Below are 19,779 nucleotides of genomic sequence, written 5' to 3' on the forward strand. Positions count from 1 at the left end.
ACCCTAACCAATTGTTTTCATTTTTCTATTTTAGCACTTTTTATAAAAATAGGTAGTTCCTATTTGAAATAAAATGCAACTTCCACAAATAATTAAATGACACCACTTATTGGTTCTCTATACTTTTTCCACTTAACTTTCTTGATAAATATATAAAGTGAAACTTTAATCAGTGGGGGGCTTCATCCCCTACTGATTATTAGTTGAACCAATCGGACTTTTATGGGCAGTTGATCCCCCACCTAAATTCCTTACTTTCGCTGAATTTTGAGGTGGGGGTCTTACTGCCCATTAAAGTGGGATAAAATTGCAATCCAACCTAGTTATGTACCTAAAATATGTAGAAATCCCCTTTTTGTGTATGTCATCTAATTATTAAGAAGATTGTTTGGTTAGTGTGCTTTTTTGCCTTTGTTCAACGAGACGGTCTAAAGAAATATATACAATACCTGCAACTACACAACCGAAAGCTAAAATTGTAAATAGAAAGTGGCCAAGTAATCGGTCTAATAAAAAACCTCCAAGAAGTGGACCGAATGCACTTCCTGTAATCCACTGCAAACTTGCAGCTCCCATATAAGTCCCTCTTAAATGCTCAGGAGCCAAATTCGCTACAAACGTCATCTGTACAGGCGACATAATCATCTCACCTAACGTATATATGGCATACACAAACAGTAACGTTATTAAAATAATTGTAGCATTTGTATCAAGTCCTCCAAACCACTTCGGTAACCACCCTATAAAAAATAACCCAATCCCAAACAAACATGCACCATATAACATCGTCTTTCCAACAGGTTTATCCGTGACCCATTTTGAAATTTGAAATTGGAACAACACAACTAATAGTCCATTTAAAGCCATTAAATATGGATATGGATTGTTAGTTCCAAAAATACCTTTCATTTCATTGTCAAAGTGCAGTGGCAACATGCCTTCTGTTTGAGAAAATCCCATCGAAATAATGATACCTGCTAATAAATAAATCATGAGTGCCTTATCTCGCAATACAATTTTCCACACTGCTCCTGATTCTTTTTCTGTATCACCTTCTTTATTCGTACTCTTTGGCATTGTCTCTTGAATAAGGACGAATACAAGTAATGCATAAAATAACATCGTAGATGCGGCAATAATAAACACAAGGTTCTTCGATAACATAACTACTGAAGCCCCCATTATCGGACCAATTGCAGCACCTATATTGTGCCCCATTCGTAATAAACCATATGCTTCTGTTCTTTTTTCTGGCGCCGTTACATCCGCAACCATCGCTGATGCAGCTGGATGAAATAACGAATTACTTAATCCTAAAAAAATAGATAAAATCGCATACGGAATAAATCCTTCTATAAATAAAAAACCGAGCATTAATACTGCATTACTCGCCATCGAAAATATCATAATCGGTTTTCTTCCATATATATCAGCAATCCTTCCTCCTATAATTGCTCCAAAGCTTGCAGCAATTGGAGAAAGCGCCATAATCACTCCAACCTGTAATAAAGAATCCACCTTATCTTTTAAATATAATGCAAAAAACGGCATCAACATCATCATCGCAATTCCATTTAACGTCTCTCCAATAAACCGAATCCATACGTTACGGTCCATCTCCCGTAATTCACGCCACGTATTCTTCATAAATTACCCCCTTAGTTCCCCAACAATTATATTATATATAGAATCAGAAAAATACAAATTTTCAAACTAAAAATTACCACATTAATCTTTGTCGAAATAAGTAGAAATTCTTATGAATACGCATTATCTTGATCATTCTTTCTATATATCTTTCTATAACTTTTTTTGGTATTATTATACATGTCGATTCCATAAAAGAGGCATGCTTCGTTATTGAGCATGCCTCTTTTTATTTATTTCACAGTATATGATCCCTCTTCAATCCAGCTATACATATATTTTTCATCTTCTGTTTCATGTGCTTGTTTTACAATACGAAGCGGACGGAATGTATCTATCATAACAGCTAATTCAAGCGTTTCTTTTTTCCCTATACTCGCCTCTGTTTTCCCAGGATGTGGACCGTGAGGAATGCCGCTCGGATGAAGTGTAATAGACCCTTCCTCCACACCTTTTCGGCTCATAAAGTTACCTTCTACATAGTACAGTACTTCATCACTATTCACGTTACTATGATAATACGGTGCCGGAATAGATTCTGGATGATAGTCATATAAACGTGGTACGAAAGAACAAATAACGAAATTGTGACCCTCGAACGTTTGATGTACTGGAGGTGGCTGATGAATACGACCTGTAATTGGTTCAAAGTCCTCTACATTAAAGACCCACGGATATAAATAGCCATCCCAACCAACAACGTCTAACGGATGATGTCCTAAAACATGTTTATGCATATATCCCCTCGACTTTGTCATTACGACAAACTCACCTTTTTCATCATACGTCTCTAATTTTTCAGGACCACGAATATCTCTCTCACAAAACGGACTATGCTCTAGCAATTGTCCATATTCATTACGATAGCGACGCGGTGTTGTAATTTGACTATTTGCCTCTACAACAAGAAACTTAGTCTCTCCTTCATCCGGAATAACACGATAAATCGTTCCAATTGGAATTGTTACATAATCGCCTTTTCGATAATGAATCGTTCCAAACATCGTTTCAATTTTTCCTGTTCCGTAATGGACAAACAACATTTCATCGCCATCACCATTACGGTAGAAATAATCCATTTTTTCTGTTGGGCTCACTACTCCGATTAATAAATCCTCATTCCCAAGTATAAAGTTTCTTCCGCTTACTGCATCACCACTTTTTTTATTTTCTTTCGTGCGAAAGTGACGATGAGAAAGAGCAACATCTTCTTCATACTGCAACTGACAAGAATGAGATAATGCCGCATGCCCTACTTCCGTTGGCATATAATGATGATACAAAATAGATTGCGTACCAGAAAAACCTTTTGTTCCCATTACCTGTTCACGATAAAGCGACCCATCTTTTTTACGGAATTGTACATGTCGTTTATGAGGTAGCTCCCCCATGTGACGATAAAACATGCCCATCACCTGCTTCCCTTTCTATTTTGACCGTATTACGTAATGTACCTAAACCAGTAATCGTAAGTTCTACCACATCACCATCTTGTAGCCACTCTTCTGTGCCTAGTTCTAAAATACAACCTGTTCCTACTGTTCCAGAACCAATCACATCGCCTGGATATAACGTAACGTCTTCCGAAGCACGTTCAATCATTTCAGCAAATGTATAGTAAATATCTTGGAAGTTCCCTTTTGATAATAGCTTTCCATTTACATGAGCAGTCATCTCTAACTCATAACGGTCACCATTACGATAAATATCTAGTTCCTCTTTCGTAACAAGGTACGCTCCTAATGAAGTTGCAAAATCTTTTCCTTTCGCTGGACCAAGTCCTACCTTCATTTCTGTTGCTTGTAAGTCCCTTGCACTCCAATCATTCATAATACAATAACCAAAAATATATTCCTCTGCTTGCTCACGAGAAATATTTCTTCCTTCTTTCCCAATTACGCAAGCAATCTCTAACTCATAATCAAGTTTTTTAGATTTCTTCGGACTAATTACAACATCATCTGGACCAATTACAGCACGATGGTTCGTAAAATAAAAAACCGGTATATCGTACCATTCAGGTACAACATCTAGCCCTCTTCGGCCACGTGCCGTTTTTACGTGCTGTTCAAATGCATAAAAATCCCTAATACTACTCGGATTAGGAATCGCTGCTGCTAATTGCACTTCCTCTAAAGAATATATGCCCTTTTCCGGGTTCTTAATATTACGCAATACTTCTACATACTCATCCGCTTTCTCTAAAAAGGCGAACATAGAAGAAGGTAATTTCCCATCACTAGCAAGATTCATATCGATTACTTTGTCACCTTCAAGCCATCCAGCTCGCATTTCTTTTGAAGGAAGACGAAATGTAACAAATTTCATCATGATTCCTCCTTATGAAAATGAAATTTCCACCAGCAAAAGAATGATTGCTGGTGGATATAAATTTTATAAGTTCCCGCGACGCTCTTGTTCTCTTTCAATTGATTCGAACAACGCTTTAAAGTTTCCTTCTCCAAATCCACGAGAACCTTTACGCTGAATGATTTCAATAAATAAAGTTGGACGATCTACAATTGGTTTCGTAAAGATTTGTAGTAAGTATCCTTCATCATCGCGATCTACTAAAATCTTTAATTCTTTCAACTTATCAATTTCCTCATCAATTTTTCCAACTCGTGCAGTTAACTCATCATAATAAGTATCTGGTGTATCTAAAAACTCCACACCATTTGCACGTAGCGCTTCTACTGTTTTAACAATGTCATTTGTTAGTAAAGCAAGATGCTGTACACCTGCTCCATTATAAAACTCTAGATATTCTTGAATTTGTGATTTTCTCTTTCCATCTGCTGGCTCGTTAATAGGGAACTTAATACGACTTCCATTTGTCATAACCTTCGACATTAATGCTGAATACTCTGTACTAATATCATCATCATCAAAATGGATCATTTGTTTAAAGCCCATAACGTTCTCGTAATAACTAACCCACTCTTCCATCTTTTCAACATTACCAACTACATGGTCTACAGCAATTAAACCTGACTCTTCAAATGGAATATCAAACTCAGCCTTTTGGAATCCTGGCATAAATGTCCCTTTATAATTTTTACGCTCTACAAGCGTATGAATTGTATCACCATACGTACCAATAACTGCTTTTTTCAATGTACCGTTCTCATCTGTTAACTCTACAGGCGGAGCAATTGCGACGGCACCACGTTTCACCGCTTCTGAGTATGCTTTATCAACATCGTCAACAAGTAATGCCACATCTTTCACGCCATCACCATGAGTCTTTACAAACTCTGCAATACGATTGTCACTATTTAAAGCCCCAGACACAACGAAACGCATATTTTTTTGCACAAGAACATAAGATACTTTTTCACGATTACCAGTTTCTAATCCAGAGTAAGCCACAATTTTGAATCCGAATGCTCTCGCAAGATAATAACTTGATTGCTTTGCATTTCCTACGTAAAATTCCAAATGATCTACATCACGTACTGGAAAAAAGTCCTCCATTTGTGCAGCTAGCGTATCCATAGATTTTTGTTTCATAAAATCCTCATCCCCCTGTAAATAGATTAAATGGTTCATACTTAAAACCAACCGAAAACGCTTCCAACATCAATTAATAGAAATTAGTTAGCAAGCTAACAAATTCTGACCTTTAAAATTTTCTATCTTTTCTGTCAAATTCCTCTTTTTTTCTTACATATAAAATTCGACTTTTTTCTCTTTAAAATATAGAGGGGCTATTCATACTTGAAGGGATATATAGAAGAAAAATAAAAAAGACCCCAACATATTAATTACTTACTAATATGCTAGAGTCTTTATTTTTTTTGAATAATTGTATTTATATGTCTCATACTAATACTTTTGCAAGGAATAGAATAAATGATGTTAATACTACCGCTCCACCTAATGATCCTAATAAATCTGTTTTTGTTACTTGTAACACTTGTTCACTGTTCATATTCCTCATTCTCCTTTCGTTTTATAGGATTTAAAACTTCTATTACACTAATACACTTGATAGAAATACGATTAACGCTGTTAATACTACTGCTCCACTTGCTGATCCTACGAAGTCACCTTTTGTTACTTGTAATACTTGCTCTTTCATATTATGTATCCTCCTTTTTAATAAGTTATCTATATGTAATTTCTAAGAAATGTTTATTTCATAGTTTTTATGTTAGTGTTACATTGAATTTAATAACGTAACGTTTGTAACATTAATGTAACATAACTATTGTTACCTTGCAATATAATTACGTAAATTTTATTACACTTTTTTTACGTTTTTTTATAAACACCCTTAAAAACCTTGTTTTAATGCAGTTTCTACTAAGTTTATGTTCGTAATGTTATTGTAACATTACAGTCATATAACGAAATATCGCCATACTCACCTCTACTTTTGTTACAAATTAAAGTACATATTCAAATAAATACGTTAGAATCTATCAAACGATTACTAACAATTCATGCGAGATAAAGTGAAACTTTAATCAGCCCTCACCAATCGGACTTTTACGGGCAGCCCGTTAATGCGGGATAAAATACAATCTTTCCAAGATAAGTTTATATGTTTCCTTCATATAACTATGTATAATAAAAGCAAAGAGGTGGTCATTTTGAAATTAATCGCATTAGATATGGATGGTACACTACTATCATCTAATCTTGAAATCTCCAAAGAGAACTTACAAGCTATCCAAACTGCAAAAGAGGCTGGTCATATTGTCATGATTTGTTCTGGCCGTGCAAAAGAGGATGCTTTGAAATTATTGGAAGAATATAAACTATCTCTTCCAGTTGGAGCGAGCAATGGGGCAATTGTTTATGTGGATGGAAAAGTAATTAACTCGCGTTGTTTACAAAACGATAAAGTATACAAGCTTGCAAAATTACTAGAATCTGAGGGTTTTCCTTATAAACTATATACGAATAAAGGAGTTTATTCTCCGTATACATGGCAAGATCAAGTCATGCAAGCGTTCGAAGAAAACAAGCATGCACTAGATGTTACACTCGAGGAACTTGAAAGAATTACAGAAAAACAAAAGAAGTCAAACTTAATTACTGATTTTCAAAAGATTGAAGATGTTGTAAATAATCCAGAATTAGAAATATCTAAATTCTTTATTTTGACATTTAACGCAGGGCATCGCACACAGCTATTAAGTATGTTACAAGAAGATACTGATATTATGGTTACAGCATCTGCTCCTACTAATTTAGAAATTATGGACAAGAATGGACATAAAGGAAATGGACTGAAACAAATGGCAGCCCATTTTAATATACCAATTGAAGATACAGTTGCTATCGGTGACAATTTTAACGATGTACCCATGTTAGAAGCAGCTGGTTTATCAGTTGCAATGGGAAACGCTGAAGAAGATGTAAAAAAACTATGTGATGTTGTAACATTAACAAACAATGAACATGGTGTTGCTCATGCAATCGAGCAATTTGTATTGAAACAAACTTCATCTAGTAAATAAAAAAAGGACTCTTTCTATTTGAAAGAGTCCTTTTTCTTTTATACATGATGACAAGCAACAAAATGCTCCTCACCAACATTACGAAATTCCGGTACCGTTTGTTTACAAATATCTGTTGCAAACGGGCAACGTGTATGAAAACGACACCCCGAAGGTGGATTCGCTGGACTTGGAATGTCACCCTCTAGTATGATTCTCTCTCGCTTCACTGTTGGATCTGGTATTGGCACAGCCGATAACAATGCTTTTGTATACGGATGAAGTGGATTCGTAAATAACTCATCACGCGGCGCTGTCTCCACAATCGTTCCTAAATACATAATCCCGATTTTCGTACATAAATGTTCGACTACACTTAAATCATGTGAAATGAACAAATAAGATAGTCCCTTTTTCTCCTGTAACTCACTAAATAAATTAATGATCTGTGCTTGAATAGATACATCTAGCGCTGCCACAGGTTCGTCAGCTACAATAAATTCCGGGTTTAATACCATAGCTCTTGCGATAACGATACGTTGACGTTGTCCACCAGAAAACTCATGGGGGTATCGGTCAATATGATATGGGGCTAAGCCACATAACTCTAATACTTCTGTCACTTTTTCACGAACATTTTCTTTCGTTGCTAATCCGTGGGCTAACATCGGCTCACCAAGCGCCTCCCCAATTCTCATTCTCGGATTTAATGAGCTAAATGGATCTTGGAAGACCAGTTGCATATTAGGACGATGTTTTCTCAATTCTTCCTTAGATAAAGAGTGAACATCTTGCCCTTTAAACTTCACTTCCCCTTCCGTTTTTTGGACGAGACGTAAAATTGTTTTTCCTATCGTCGTTTTTCCGCTTCCCGATTCACCAACGAGGCCGAATACTTCACCTTTATTAATAGTAAAACTTACTCCATCAACTGCTTTTACATGTCCAACCGTTCTACTAAATATGCCGCCTTTAATTGGAAAATATGTTTTTAAGTTTTTTACTTCTAATAATGGTTCACTCATTGTTCCGCACGCTCCTCATATAACCAGCAAGCTACTTTATGATTCTCATCATGTACATTCAAATTTGGTGCTTCTTCTTTACATATTTCCATACAATGCTCACAACGACCGCTAAAGTAGCAAAACTCATCCAAACCAACTAAATTAGGAACTTGCCCTGGAATAGAATATAGTTTATCTATTCGTTTTCCCATCACTGGTTTTGATTTCAACAATCCTTTCGTATATGGGTGTTTCGGATTTTGAAATATCTCTAGTACCGGGGCTTCTTCAATAACTTTCCCGCCATACATAACGACAACGTAATCCGCCATTTCTGCTACAACACCTAAATCATGTGTAATTAATAAAATGGATGTTTTAAATTCCTTTTTTATTTGCCTTAATAAATCTAATATTTGAGCCTGAATGGTAACATCAAGAGCCGTTGTCGGTTCATCAGCAATTAATAACTTAGGATTACAACTAAGTGCAACAGCAATCATAATACGTTGTAACATACCACCGCTCAGTTCGTGTGGATAAGAATGGACGATTTCATCCGCGCGGGCTATACCGACTTTACGAATTAACTCAATTGCCTTCTTATATGCTTCATTTTTACTAAGTAATTCATGTTCCCTTAACGTCTCTACAATTTGTTCCCCTACAGTAAAGACTGGATTTAGCGATGTCATCGGTTCTTGGAAAATCATCGCAATATCATTCCCTCGTAAACTACGAAGCTCTTTCTCTTTCATTCCTAAAAGACTTTTTCCTTCATATAAAATATCTCCACCTACTACACTACCTGATTCAGCAATAAGTCCCATAATAGATAAAGCCGTTACACTTTTCCCGCAACCAGATTCACCTACAACACAAACAGTTTCACCTTCTCGAACAGAAAAACTAACATGATTCACAGCTTTTACTGTTCCTTCTTCTGTCTGAAAGTGTGTTTGTAAGTCTTTCAACTCTACTACCGCTTTACTCATATTCCCTCACCTACCGTCTCATCTTTGGATCTAACGCATCACGAAGTGCATCACCAAGTAAATTAATGGATACAACTGTTATAAAGATTGCAAAACCAGGCGGAATCCATAACCATGGGCGCTTTTGGAAATCAAGTAATGAGTTCGCTGCACTAATCATATTCCCCCATGATGGTGTAGGTGGGACAACGCCGAGACCTAAGTAGCTTAGTGCGGACTCACTTAAAATAGATCCAGCCACGCCCAAAGTTGCTACAACAATAAGTAACGGAAAGACATTAGGAATTAAATGATGAATAATTTTTCGAGAATCCTTTAATCCTAATACATCTGCTGCTTGCATAAAGGCTTGCTCCCGCAATGTTAAAATTTGCCCTCTCACAAGACGAGCAAGCCCTGGCCATCCTACTAAACTTAAAATAATCATTACAACATATAAACGGTATTCTGATGGTAATTTCCATTCTGATAAAATCGCTCCCATTATAATAAGTAGCGGTAATCCCGGAATGGACATTAACACATCTGCAACACGCATAATTAAATGGTCTACAATACCTCGATAAAAACCAGCAATTGCTCCTAATAAAGCACCTAGTATAACGGATAGTAGCATCGACGCTAAACCAATCGTTAATGAAATACGTCCTGCTTGCATAAGTCTAGTTAAAATATCCCGTCCCAATTGGTCTGTTCCAAGCCAATGTGATAGGTTAGGTGGTTTATTAATTTGTGTTACTTGTACTTTTCCATCAGCATATGGTGAAAAGATTGGACCGATAAAACTAAATAAAAACATAAATATTAAAACGTATAATCCATATAACGCCATCTTATTTTTCTTAATTTTTTTATACGCTTGGCGCCATGGTGATGATTCATTTTTCTTTTTCCGTTCTTTCTTTTTCTCTATTATTGGTGTAATAGTCTCCATATCTTTCCCCCCTTTACTTCAATCGAATTCTTGGATCAACAAACGCATATACAATATCAGCTAAGAAATTAGCCATAATTGTTAAACAAGAAAGAAACATTGTAAACGCCATTAATACCGTATAATCACGGAAGTTTAATGCCTCTAATTGAATACTCCCAATCCCTGGCCAATTAAAAATCTGTTCAATAATAATAGCTCCTGAAAATAAACCCGGTAATTCAAAAGCGAGTAATGTAATTGCTGGCAAAATTGCATTTTTCAATGCATGTTTATAAATAACGCTTCTTTCTTTTAAGCCTTTTGCACGAGCGGTACGAATATAATCTTGTCTAATAACATCCAACATGCCGGTTCTAAAATATCGTGTTAACGATCCTACACCAAGAAGCGTTAAAATAAATACAGGTAGAATCATATGACGTAATACTTCTAATATGTATGCTATCCCTGTTGAGTTACTCCCAATATCAATCATGCCACCAATAGGTAATAACTTTAAATCAACTGCTAATAATTTAATTAAAAATAGTCCAATAAAGAATGATGGAAATGACATTGCTGCAAAGACACCGATTGTTACCAATCTATCAAACCAAGAGTGCTGCTTTGTTGCAGAAATAACCCCAATAATAAGAGCAATAATCCAAGTGAAAAATAAAGCTGCAACAGCAACGATAAATGTATTCCAAATGAATTTATTAAGTAATGAAGTTACCGGTTCTTGATACTGTAAAGAAAATCCAAAATCACCATGCAAAGCATTCACTAACCAATGAAAATACCTTTCAATAATTGGTTTGTTTAAGCCGTATAATTCCCTTAATTCTTGGGCTCTCTCTGGTGTTAACTTTGGATTTGAATCAATATAATCTCCCGGCAAAAGTGCAAATAAGAAAAAAATAATAATAGATGTGCCAAACAATGTAGGGATCATTTGAAGGAACCTACGAATGATATATGTTTTCACCTTTTGTCTCCCCAATCCTATTTACTTAAAAATAGAAGAACATTTTTTCAAAACAGCTACCATTACCTTGCTGTGTGAAAAAACGTCTTCTATTATTTAGGTCAACCCTTATTGTTCAATAGATAACACTGGTAAGTTGGAACTGATGCTATCGTACTTTTCTGGATCAATTCCTTTTATACGTGCATTATGAGCATAAAGTAGTTTACGATAATTTAATAAAATAACTGGTGGATCATCACTTAACTCTTTATACAGTTCTTTATAAATTGCTTTACGTTTTTCAATATCTGTCGTCCCTATGCCTTTTACGATCAAGTCATCTACTTTCGGATTACTGTAACCCGTATCACTTTTTGGATTAGTCGATAAGTAATCACTTACAACTTCACTTGGATCACTAATTCCTGGTGTTGAAACTGCCGCTAAATCGTAGTCACCTTTCCCTACTTTTGAAAGCATCGTATTAAAGTCCATCAACTCTGGATTTAATTCAACACCTATTTCTTTGTAACTTTCTTTTGCAATTGGAATAAAGATATCATTTGTTTTACCTGTATTTGATGCGTAGTATGTTAATTTTAATTTTTGACCATCTTTTTCACGAACCCCGTCAGAACCTACCTTCCAACCAGCCTCATCTAATAATTTTTTAGCCTTTTCTACGTCGTGTGGATATTTATTAATACCTTCTTCTGTATATGCCCATGAAACTGGCGCAATTGGTACGTTAGCAACAGATCCATATCCTTGTAAAGCTGTATCCACATACTTCTTACGGTCTAATCCATAAGTAAGTGCTTGACGTACCTTTTTATCTTTCAAATACGATTTCTTATTATTTACATAGATATAAGCAATATCACTTGATGATTCAAGATTAATGTTTGCAAACTCTAATCCTTTTAATTGGTCTATATTCTCAGGATTTGCTCTAAATCCACTATAGTCCAGTTCACCGGTTTGGAATAATTGGAATCCAGTATCACCTGATGTGATTTTGTAAATAAAGTTTTGGATTTTTGGTTTACCTGCATAATAATGTTCGTTAGCAACAAAGCGTACTTCTTGACCTGGAACATATTTTTCAAATTTATATGGACCCGCCGCAATTGGTTGCCCATATAATGCTTTTAAATAGTCTAAACTTGTATTTTGTTTATAATCTTTTCCATAATAAGCTTTTGATAGCACTGGACCACCTAAATTAATTAGCGCCTGTGAATTAACTTTTTCAGTTGTAATTTTAATTGTTTGTGGATCAATAACTTGAATTCCTTCAATAGAAGTTGCTTTTCCTTCTTTATATTCTTTTCCACCTTTAACAGCATACTGAGCAATGTCCATTCCACCTTCATACGCTTTATCATGAAGTAGTGTTAATGTAAATGCTACGTCCTCAGCCGTTAAAGGCGAACCATCACTAAATTTTAGATTTTTACGTAAATGGAATGTATATGTTAACTGGTCAGCAGAAATATCCCATTTTTCTGCAAGGTCCGGAATGGGTTTACTTTGTTTGTCTGTTGTTACTAGTGATGCAAAAATTACAGACGTTACATTTCCATCCCAACCATTCTCTTGGAAATATGGAAGAAAAACTCCCCCTGGCTTAGAAATGGCCGTAATAAAAGTATCCTTTCGCTGATTTGCTTTCTCTGGACTTTTCTTTTTATCTGTAGCTGGAATTGATTCAATCTTAGCGTCTTTTAAGTCTTGTTTTTTTACCGGTTCTGTAGAAGCAGTATCTTCCTGTCCCCCACAAGCAGATAACACAAGCGAACTACTCAGTAATACCGAAAATACACCAGCCCATTTTTTTGTCTTTTTCTTCATTGTCCCCACCCTAACTTTTTAATAGTTATACCCTGTGAACTTATTACCTTATGTATGCCTCCCACAGCACATTTATAGCCAATCGGAAAAGTCGGTTTTAATCGTAAAAAAATAGATGTTTTTGAGGGGTAACAATCCTATTCCGACCTTTCCGGTAGACTTTATGGTTATTAGCTTATATCTTCCGTTATATTTTGTCAATTCTTTCTAAATAAATATTTTTAAAATTTTTCAAAAATTATTATTCTATCTTTAATTTAGGTAAACTTAACAAGATACCGTTATAGTTATCTTCTTGTAATCCTTGAATGCGCGCATGATGTGCAGACACAACTTTACTATTATTTAAGAAGATTACAGGCGGATCTTCACTCAACTCCTGGTACAACTTTTTATAAATTTCTTTTCGTTTTTCAATATCTAATGTTTCTAGCGCCTGCTTCGCTAATTCATCTACTTTCGGATTATGGTATCCATCATAGTTTCGTTTACTTGTCGAAACAAACTCCTCAATTGTTCCACTCGGATCATCAATCATTGGCGTAGATACCATTGCTAAATCATAATCACCTTTTATCACTTTTGAAATCATCGTATTAAAGTCCATATATTCTGGGTTAAACTCTACACCAAGCTTTTTATAATTCTCTTTCATCACCGGGATCATTACATCATTTATTTTACTTGCAGAAGAAGCAAAATAACTTACCTTCAATTTTTGGCCATCTTTTTCGCGAATTCCATCTGAACCAGCTCTCCATCCAGCCTCATCCAATAATTTCTTTGCTTTCTCTAAGTTATACTCATATTTATTAATCCCTTCTTCTGTATACGCCCAAGAAACTGGCGTAATCGGTACATTAACGAGTGAAGCATAACCTTGGAAATACGTATCAATAACTTTTTGACGCTCTAATCCGTAAATAAATGCTTGGCGGACACGCTTATCTTTAAAGTATGGTTTCTTATAATTCATTTTAATGTAACCATAAGAGCTTCCTGTATATACATTAATATTGGCAAAACCTAAATCCTTTAACTGTTCAATCGTCTCCGTGTTTGTCGTAAAACCATCATAATCTACTTCCCCGGCTTGAAATTGTTGTAGCTTTGTATCACCTTTTGAAATTTTATAAATAAAGTGCTCAATCTTCGGTTTTCCTTCAAAATAATTTTCATTAGCTACAAATCGAACCTCTTGACCAGGAATATATTTATCTAACTTATAAGCTCCTGCTCCCATCGGTTTTCCATACAACTCTTTTAAATACTCTAGGTGCCCTTGTTTATACTCTTTCCCGTAATAAGCTTTAGATATAACTTCTCCACCGATTAATGATAGTGTTTGAGCATTTACCTTTTCAGTCGTAATCGTAATTGTTTTCGGATCAATGACTTGAATTCCTTCAATAGAGGTTGCCTTTCCTTCTTTATACGCTTGCCCACCCTTTATTGCTGTTTGACTTATATCAGTCGCTCCACTATAAGTTGGATCGTGTAATAGCGTTAATGTAAATGCTACATCATCTGCAGTTAACGGTGAACCATCACTAAACTTTAAATTATCTTTCAAATGGAATGTGTATGTAAGCTGATTCTCTGAAATATCCCACTTCTTCGCCAAAATAGGAATTGATTTCCCTTCCTTATCGAGTCCAACAAGAGGAGCAAAGATAGCTTGCGTTATATTACCATCCCATCCATTCTCCATAAAGTGCGGAAGGAATATCCCTCCAGGACTCGGCATTCCAACTACAAAAGTATCTTTTCTTTCTTTTGCTTTTACGGGACTTTTTGCTTTGTCGCTTGCCTGAATAAATTCATCTTTTACTTTCGGGACGTTCCTGGCCTCGTTTGTACTTGCTTCCTCTTGACCACATCCGGCTAGCAATACTGACACACTAAGACATGTAGCCAGTACTCCTTTAAAAGTTTTTCGCATCATTTTCACCCTTACTTCCTTTCTGAGTATGTAACAACATAAACCTCTCACTGTAACTATTTTTATTTTTCCTATAAAAATACTATGAATTAATTTCAAGATTAGTCCTTTCCTTTAAACATGTCAATCATTCTCTTTTAATTCGTATAAAAAAACTTAAAAATTCACTTCTATTCGTTCAATATGAAACATAGAATACTAATAACCAATTACCAAAAAGGGGGCGAAAACATGGACAACCTATTCCAATACGTCCTTCACTACGTATTATTAACAATTATGATAGTCGGGGCGCTATTACTATTCCCATTCTTCCCAAAGTTCGTCCTCTTTTTAGCTTTTTTTATGATGCTCGGGATCGCTATTATCATTTCAACAAGAGAAGACAAGACACAAAAAGAAAACAGAGTTCAGCGTGTAAAGCTGTAACTCTGTTTTTTGTTTTCAATCATGCTTTGCCGTTACACATACTTATGTCTCGGGAAATAATTAACCGATCTAAAAAGCTCCTAATACGATTTATGTTTCACAATCTATGCAAGTTACGAAACAAAGATTTATCAAATTTACTGTTTCACGTGAAACACAACTTTTATTTATCTCTTAAAGCAAAACAGCAGTATAAAAAAGCGAATCCCTTCAGTAAAACTGAAAGGGATTCGCTTTTTATTTTTCACTCCACAATATTCTCTAACTCATTATATAACTCCGCTCGTAACAACTCTTTCTTCGTTTTTTCTTCATACAATTGTTCAAGCATTTCAACATCAACTACTTGTTCCATCTTACACTCAAGCGTATATATATCTTCTTCAACATGCATTAACTCGGTTTCAATCTCCTCAATATTCCTAACTTCTTTCTTTTTTACAGGGACTGTTTCAATATTTTTTCTTCCTTGGCGTTGCTGCTTTATTACTTGTGTCTCGAGCTTTTCCTCCCACTTTTGACGCGCCCATGCATAGTTCCCTGCAAACTCAAATAATTTACGCTCATCAATCCAATACGTCTTTTCAAATAACTTATTTAAAAAATAACGATCATGTGAAACAGCTAAAATCGTTCCATTATATTGTTCAAGAGCTTCCTCTAAAACTTCTCTTGATTCAATGTCGAGATGATTTGTCGGCTCATCTAAAATTAAAAAATTGATATCTTGATACATAAGTTGTGCAAGTCTTAACCTCATTTTTTCTCCACCGCTCAGTTGCGTTACTTTCTTAAACACCACTGGACCATAAAATAAAAATTTAGCTAATATATGTCTCGCTTCTCCCTCTGTTACAGCTACACATTCCCTGAAAGCCTCCAATACATTAATCTTCATATTTCCGTACGCATGCTGGGATAGATAACCGATTTTCACACTACTTCCAATTCGAATTTCTCCAGCGTCTGGTTCTATTTCTTCTAATAATAACTTTAATAGCGTTGTCTTTCCTGTACCATTACGACCAACGATAGCTGCACGCTCTTGAAAACGAACATGTAAGTTTGCTTCGTTAAATAAAAGATGTTCCGCAAACCCTTTACTCACTTCTTTCATTACAACAACATCTTTTCCACTTCTCTCTTGCCCTTCAAACTGAAGTCCCATTTGTTTTCGTTCTAAAATAGGTTTCTTTAGTTTTTCCATACGTTCCAGTGCACGTTCCATACTTCTCGCTCTCTTATGCAATCCTTCATTCGGAGGATTCGCCTGATTTGCCCATTCACGTAGTCGCTTAATTGCTTCTTTCATTTTCTTTATTTTCTTTTGCTGTTCTTGATAAGCCTGAAACTCCTGAAGCAACCTTTCTTCCTTCTCTTCAACAAACCGAGAATAGTTTGTATGATACACGTGAATCTCTCCATCTTCTAAATCAAAGATCTTCGTTACAACTTCATCAAGGAAATAGCGATCATGTGAAATAACCATAACTGTTCCGTTGTATTCTTTTAAAAATTGCTCTAACCATTCGACTGCAAATAAATCTAAATGATTGGTTGGTTCATCTAATAAAAGTAAATCTGGTTTCTGCAACAGCATGTATGCAAGGCTTACTTTTGTTTGCTCCCCACCACTTATCTCCACAAATGATCGTGGGAATAGTTCTGTCACCTGTAAACCATTTGCTACCTTCATAATGTTCGCTTCGATTTCATAACCACCAAGAAACGCAAACTTTTCTTGGATGATTCCGTATCTTTCCATTAATTTTTGTAAAACAGAAGATTCCTGTTCTTCCGCCATATCTTTTTCTAAAGTACGCATTTCTCTTTCTAATTCCTTTTCTATTTTAAAAGCGGAACTCAATACTTCATATACAGTCATACTCTCATCAAATTTCGGCATTTGTGCCACATGACCAATACGTATACCTTTCTTCATATGAATGGCCCCTGCATCCAAACTTTCCATTCCAGTTAAAAGCTGAAAGATTGTTGTCTTCCCGCTACCGTTACGACCAACTAATCCAACACGTTCACCATTCTTTATTTCAAGCGATATATTTTCAAATATGATGTTTCCACCAAAAGATTTCGTTACATTATTTACACTACAAATTGTCATTTTCCGTACTCCTTTCAATATAAAAAACCATGGGAAAGAAACATTCCCCATGGTTTTCGGCATAGAAAAAGGAAGCTAAATAGCTCCCTTTTCACACGTTTATTAAAAATGGGTGAAGAGATTTCTATCGTTCTATAGCTACTATGCAATTGTTAAAAAAGGACAGACGTATCCCGTTAACAACTACATCATGAAAAATCGCACGACAAAAATAGATAAAATCTAAAAATTTGGCACGTGCAGCTAAAGAACGTTTCATCTCATTCACCTCTTTCGTACGGAATTTAATACTTACTTCTTTATTATACTTTCCCATTTCATGTTTGAATAGTCATTTTTCTGAAAATAATGAAGATAGACTAAACATTTCAATAAGTGACATCAAATCTTACAAAACTGTTATGTTCACGTAATGGAAAGCGATAGTACGAAAAGATGCCTCCCTATACAATAAAGATGTAAACAAGAGAGACAACAAACGGAGGAAACAATCATGATGAAAGAAATCGTAAAAGCAATCTTTGAGGTATTAGTGAACGGACAAGCAGTTGTAAAAGAACTAAATGAACTATAAAAAGGAGTGAACGAATATGATGAACATGGTAAAAATGATTTTACACGCTCTAGTTGATGCAAAAGCAGTTAGCCAAGAATTAAACCAACAATAAAAAAGGGGTATGTGAATATGAAGAAAGCCATTTTTGTAATCGCAAGTACAGCAATTGCCTTATACACAATAAAAAATAGAAAAAAGAAGCATAATAAAAACGATTTATATTATCCATACACATTATTAAAGAAAAAATAAAAGACAAGGTACCCTATCTTAATGAGGATATCTTGTCTTTTATTTTTTATATTCCCTTTAAAGGATTTTCTTCTCCTTATCCCGAATGTATTAAGCGGGATTTTTACACATATTTTAAAGGGGCATATATACAAATGGATACACAACAACTATACTTTTTAAACGATATTGGCAAACAAAAACCAGAAAGCATCCGGAATAGAAGCGCTGCATGTCCTTTTTGTGACAGAGAAAATTTAACGGATATTTTAGCAATTGAGGGCTCAATTATTTGGCTAAAAAACAAATTTCCTACATTAAAAGATACATTTCAAACGGTGCTAATCGAAACAGATAATTGTGAAGATCATATTGCGACATATACAGAAGAACATATGCGATCGTTAATCCGTTTCTCCATTAAACATTGGTTAGATTTACAGAAGAATGAAGAATTCACATCTGTAATTTTATACAAAAATCATGGTCCATTCTCAGGTGGAAGTTTGCATCATGCACACATGCAGATTATTGGAATGAAATATGTAGACTACCTCAATAACGTAGAACACGACAACTTCCAAGGAGTAATTGTACAAAAGAACGAACACATTGAACTCAATATTTCAGATCGTCCTATTATCGGTTTTACTGAATTTAATATCATTATTGAAGATATTGGATGCATAGATGAACTAGCAACTTATATTCAGCAAACTGTACGTTACATACTGACAGATTTCCATAAAGGATGTAGTAGTTATAACTTATTCTTCTATTACTTAAACGGAAAAATCATTTGTAAAGTTGTTCCTAGGTTTGTCGTTTCACCATTGTATGTAGGATATAAAATACCGCAAGTTTCCACCAAACTAGAAGACGTGAAAATACAACTAGCAGCATATTTCACAAAACAAAACGACGCGATTATCCACAAAAAATAGAGTAGGTATCAAAAACCTACTCTTTAATTACACCTTTATTTCGATAGTACACATCTTCTAATCCGATGTTATACTTCATATTATTATCCGTCCACTCTGGCCCTAAATTCCCTGGCCACCCAGATGTATTTGCTATATATTTTAGTAATGCAAAATCCGTCAAACCTTTTTGCACCCCGCGCTTATATCCTTTCATTAAATGCGGCATTGCAATTTGCGCGTTTGTACGTGGATCTTTTAGCTCATCATCCGTTAAATGATCCGGCGCAAGTCCACCACCGCGATGCAATTGAAACAATCCGAATGAAGTTCCGTTATCTCCAACACTTCTTGGATTTAAACGGCTTTCATGTTCGGCAATTGTAAGAGGTATCCATTCTGGAAGATTGACTTTCTTTGCTTCCTCTATAATAATTTGTTTCATCTGTTTTGCTTCTTCTGAGTCAACATAGCTTGTCTCATTTACTAATTTTCCCATTCCTTCAGACTTTCCTTGGAAATATAAGTACACCCCAAGAACAACTAAAAATCCTACAAAGAATTTCTTCACTACCTCTACCTCTTTCTCCGCTGAAATTTGTCCCCTTTCAGCCTTCTTCCCTTTACAATTACCCACATTCTATCATTCTCTTACTCTTTTATCATAGCAAATAACTATACATATTATCATCATGCTTTAGACCGATTTTGTGAAAAAACAGCTGGTAAATACG

19 protein-coding genes are annotated in these 19,779 nt (G+C 35.3%); 4 read left to right on the forward strand and 15 right to left on the reverse strand.

Going from position 1 to position 19,779, the window contains the following annotated elements; genetic code table 11:
* Positions 1 to 375 precede the first annotated feature (375 nt).
* The 6 genes from RCJ96_RS24590 to RCJ96_RS24615 all read right to left on the reverse strand — a co-directional run bounded on the left by RCJ96_RS24590 (position 376) and on the right by RCJ96_RS24615 (position 5,731).
* Positions 376 to 1,647 carry an MDR family MFS transporter gene (locus RCJ96_RS24590; protein WP_074608836.1) on the reverse strand — a complete coding sequence of 424 codons (1,272 nt, stop codon included), beginning with the start codon at positions 1,645 to 1,647 and terminating at the stop codon, positions 376 to 378.
* A 233-nt stretch (positions 1,648 to 1,880) separates the two neighbouring features.
* The gene (locus tag RCJ96_RS24595; RefSeq protein ID WP_000499916.1) at positions 1,881 to 3,053 is read right to left on the reverse strand and encodes a homogentisate 1,2-dioxygenase; all 1,173 of its coding nucleotides are present in this window, start codon (positions 3,051 to 3,053) and stop codon (positions 1,881 to 1,883) included.
* A complete protein-coding gene (locus RCJ96_RS24600) occupies positions 3,019 to 3,975 on the reverse strand; it encodes a fumarylacetoacetate hydrolase family protein (RefSeq protein ID WP_416504597.1) in 957 nt (318 codons plus the stop codon). Before RCJ96_RS24600 ends, RCJ96_RS24595 begins: the two co-directional genes overlap by 35 nt.
* 66 nt (positions 3,976 to 4,041) lie before the next feature.
* Positions 4,042 to 5,160, reverse strand: coding sequence for a 4-hydroxyphenylpyruvate dioxygenase (gene hppD / locus RCJ96_RS24605; protein ID WP_074608841.1), 1,119 nt, complete (start codon positions 5,158 to 5,160; stop codon positions 4,042 to 4,044).
* Between the two features lie 310 nt (positions 5,161 to 5,470).
* A complete protein-coding gene (locus tag RCJ96_RS24610; RefSeq protein WP_001984893.1) occupies positions 5,471 to 5,590 on the reverse strand; it encodes a DUF3948 family protein in 120 nt (39 codons plus the stop codon).
* Positions 5,591 to 5,623: 33 nt separating this feature from the next.
* Positions 5,624 to 5,731 carry a DUF3948 family protein gene (locus RCJ96_RS24615; RefSeq protein ID WP_000664237.1) on the reverse strand — a complete coding sequence of 36 codons (108 nt, stop codon included), beginning with the start codon at positions 5,729 to 5,731 and terminating at the stop codon, positions 5,624 to 5,626.
* Positions 5,732 to 6,245: 514 nt separating this feature from the next.
* Between RCJ96_RS24615 and RCJ96_RS24620 the strand changes: the two genes are divergently transcribed.
* A complete protein-coding gene (locus RCJ96_RS24620; protein WP_242304784.1) occupies positions 6,246 to 7,118 on the forward strand; it encodes a Cof-type HAD-IIB family hydrolase in 873 nt (290 codons plus the stop codon).
* Positions 7,119 to 7,156: 38 nt separating this feature from the next.
* Here RCJ96_RS24620 and RCJ96_RS24625 read toward each other — a convergent pair whose 3' ends face one another.
* The 6 genes from RCJ96_RS24625 to RCJ96_RS24650 all read right to left on the reverse strand — a co-directional run bounded on the left by RCJ96_RS24625 (position 7,157) and on the right by RCJ96_RS24650 (position 14,781).
* On the reverse strand, positions 7,157 to 8,122 hold the full coding sequence (locus RCJ96_RS24625; protein WP_001294512.1) for an ABC transporter ATP-binding protein: 966 nt from the start codon (positions 8,120 to 8,122) through the stop codon (positions 7,157 to 7,159).
* The gene (locus tag RCJ96_RS24630; RefSeq protein ID WP_017561955.1) at positions 8,119 to 9,099 is read right to left on the reverse strand and encodes an ABC transporter ATP-binding protein; all 981 of its coding nucleotides are present in this window, start codon (positions 9,097 to 9,099) and stop codon (positions 8,119 to 8,121) included. Before RCJ96_RS24630 ends, RCJ96_RS24625 begins: the two co-directional genes overlap by 4 nt.
* Positions 9,100 to 9,109: 10 nt before the next feature.
* Positions 9,110 to 10,033 (reverse strand): oligopeptide ABC transporter permease, encoded by a 924-nt coding sequence (gene opp4C / locus RCJ96_RS24635; protein ID WP_242304785.1) that lies wholly within the window; start codon positions 10,031 to 10,033, stop codon positions 9,110 to 9,112.
* Positions 10,034 to 10,046: 13 nt separating this feature from the next.
* On the reverse strand, positions 10,047 to 11,003 hold the full coding sequence (locus tag RCJ96_RS24640; protein ID WP_000860690.1) for an ABC transporter permease: 957 nt from the start codon (positions 11,001 to 11,003) through the stop codon (positions 10,047 to 10,049).
* Between the two features lie 108 nt (positions 11,004 to 11,111).
* The gene (locus tag RCJ96_RS24645; RefSeq protein ID WP_000730667.1) at positions 11,112 to 12,839 is read right to left on the reverse strand and encodes an ABC transporter substrate-binding protein; all 1,728 of its coding nucleotides are present in this window, start codon (positions 12,837 to 12,839) and stop codon (positions 11,112 to 11,114) included.
* Positions 12,840 to 13,080: 241 nt separating this feature from the next.
* Entirely contained in the window at positions 13,081 to 14,781 is a 1,701-nt protein-coding gene (locus RCJ96_RS24650; protein WP_242304786.1) for an ABC transporter substrate-binding protein, read from the reverse strand.
* Positions 14,782 to 15,012: 231 nt separating this feature from the next.
* On the opposite strand from RCJ96_RS24650, the gene RCJ96_RS24655 reads away from it, so the two are divergent.
* The gene (locus RCJ96_RS24655; RefSeq protein ID WP_242304787.1) at positions 15,013 to 15,210 is read left to right on the forward strand and encodes a hypothetical protein; all 198 of its coding nucleotides are present in this window, start codon (positions 15,013 to 15,015) and stop codon (positions 15,208 to 15,210) included.
* A gap of 244 nt (positions 15,211 to 15,454) precedes the next feature.
* Here the strand turns inward: RCJ96_RS24655 and abc-f are convergent, their stop codons facing one another.
* Complete coding sequence (gene abc-f, locus RCJ96_RS24660; protein WP_270796140.1) at positions 15,455 to 17,335, reverse strand: ribosomal protection-like ABC-F family protein; 1,881 nt, start codon at positions 17,333 to 17,335, stop codon at positions 15,455 to 15,457.
* 124 nt (positions 17,336 to 17,459) lie between these two features.
* Positions 17,460 to 17,594, reverse strand: a complete 135-nt coding sequence (locus RCJ96_RS24665) for an RAxF-45 family protein (RefSeq protein ID WP_000830642.1) — start codon at positions 17,592 to 17,594, stop codon at positions 17,460 to 17,462.
* A 420-nt stretch (positions 17,595 to 18,014) separates the two neighbouring features.
* On the opposite strand from RCJ96_RS24665, the gene RCJ96_RS24670 reads away from it, so the two are divergent.
* Together RCJ96_RS24670 and RCJ96_RS24675 are read left to right on the forward strand one after the other, a co-directional pair.
* Positions 18,015 to 18,143 (forward strand): spore coat protein B, encoded by a 129-nt coding sequence (locus tag RCJ96_RS24670; protein WP_080493749.1) that lies wholly within the window; start codon positions 18,015 to 18,017, stop codon positions 18,141 to 18,143.
* A 134-nt stretch (positions 18,144 to 18,277) separates the two neighbouring features.
* Entirely contained in the window at positions 18,278 to 19,066 is a 789-nt protein-coding gene (locus tag RCJ96_RS24675) for a DUF4931 domain-containing protein (RefSeq protein ID WP_446699868.1), read from the forward strand.
* Between the two features lie 16 nt (positions 19,067 to 19,082).
* Here RCJ96_RS24675 and RCJ96_RS24680 read toward each other — a convergent pair whose 3' ends face one another.
* Complete coding sequence (locus RCJ96_RS24680; protein WP_000713259.1) at positions 19,083 to 19,616, reverse strand: transglycosylase SLT domain-containing protein; 534 nt, start codon at positions 19,614 to 19,616, stop codon at positions 19,083 to 19,085.
* Positions 19,617 to 19,779 lie beyond the last annotated feature (163 nt).

The organism is Bacillus sp. BSL6 (assembly GCF_052928345.1).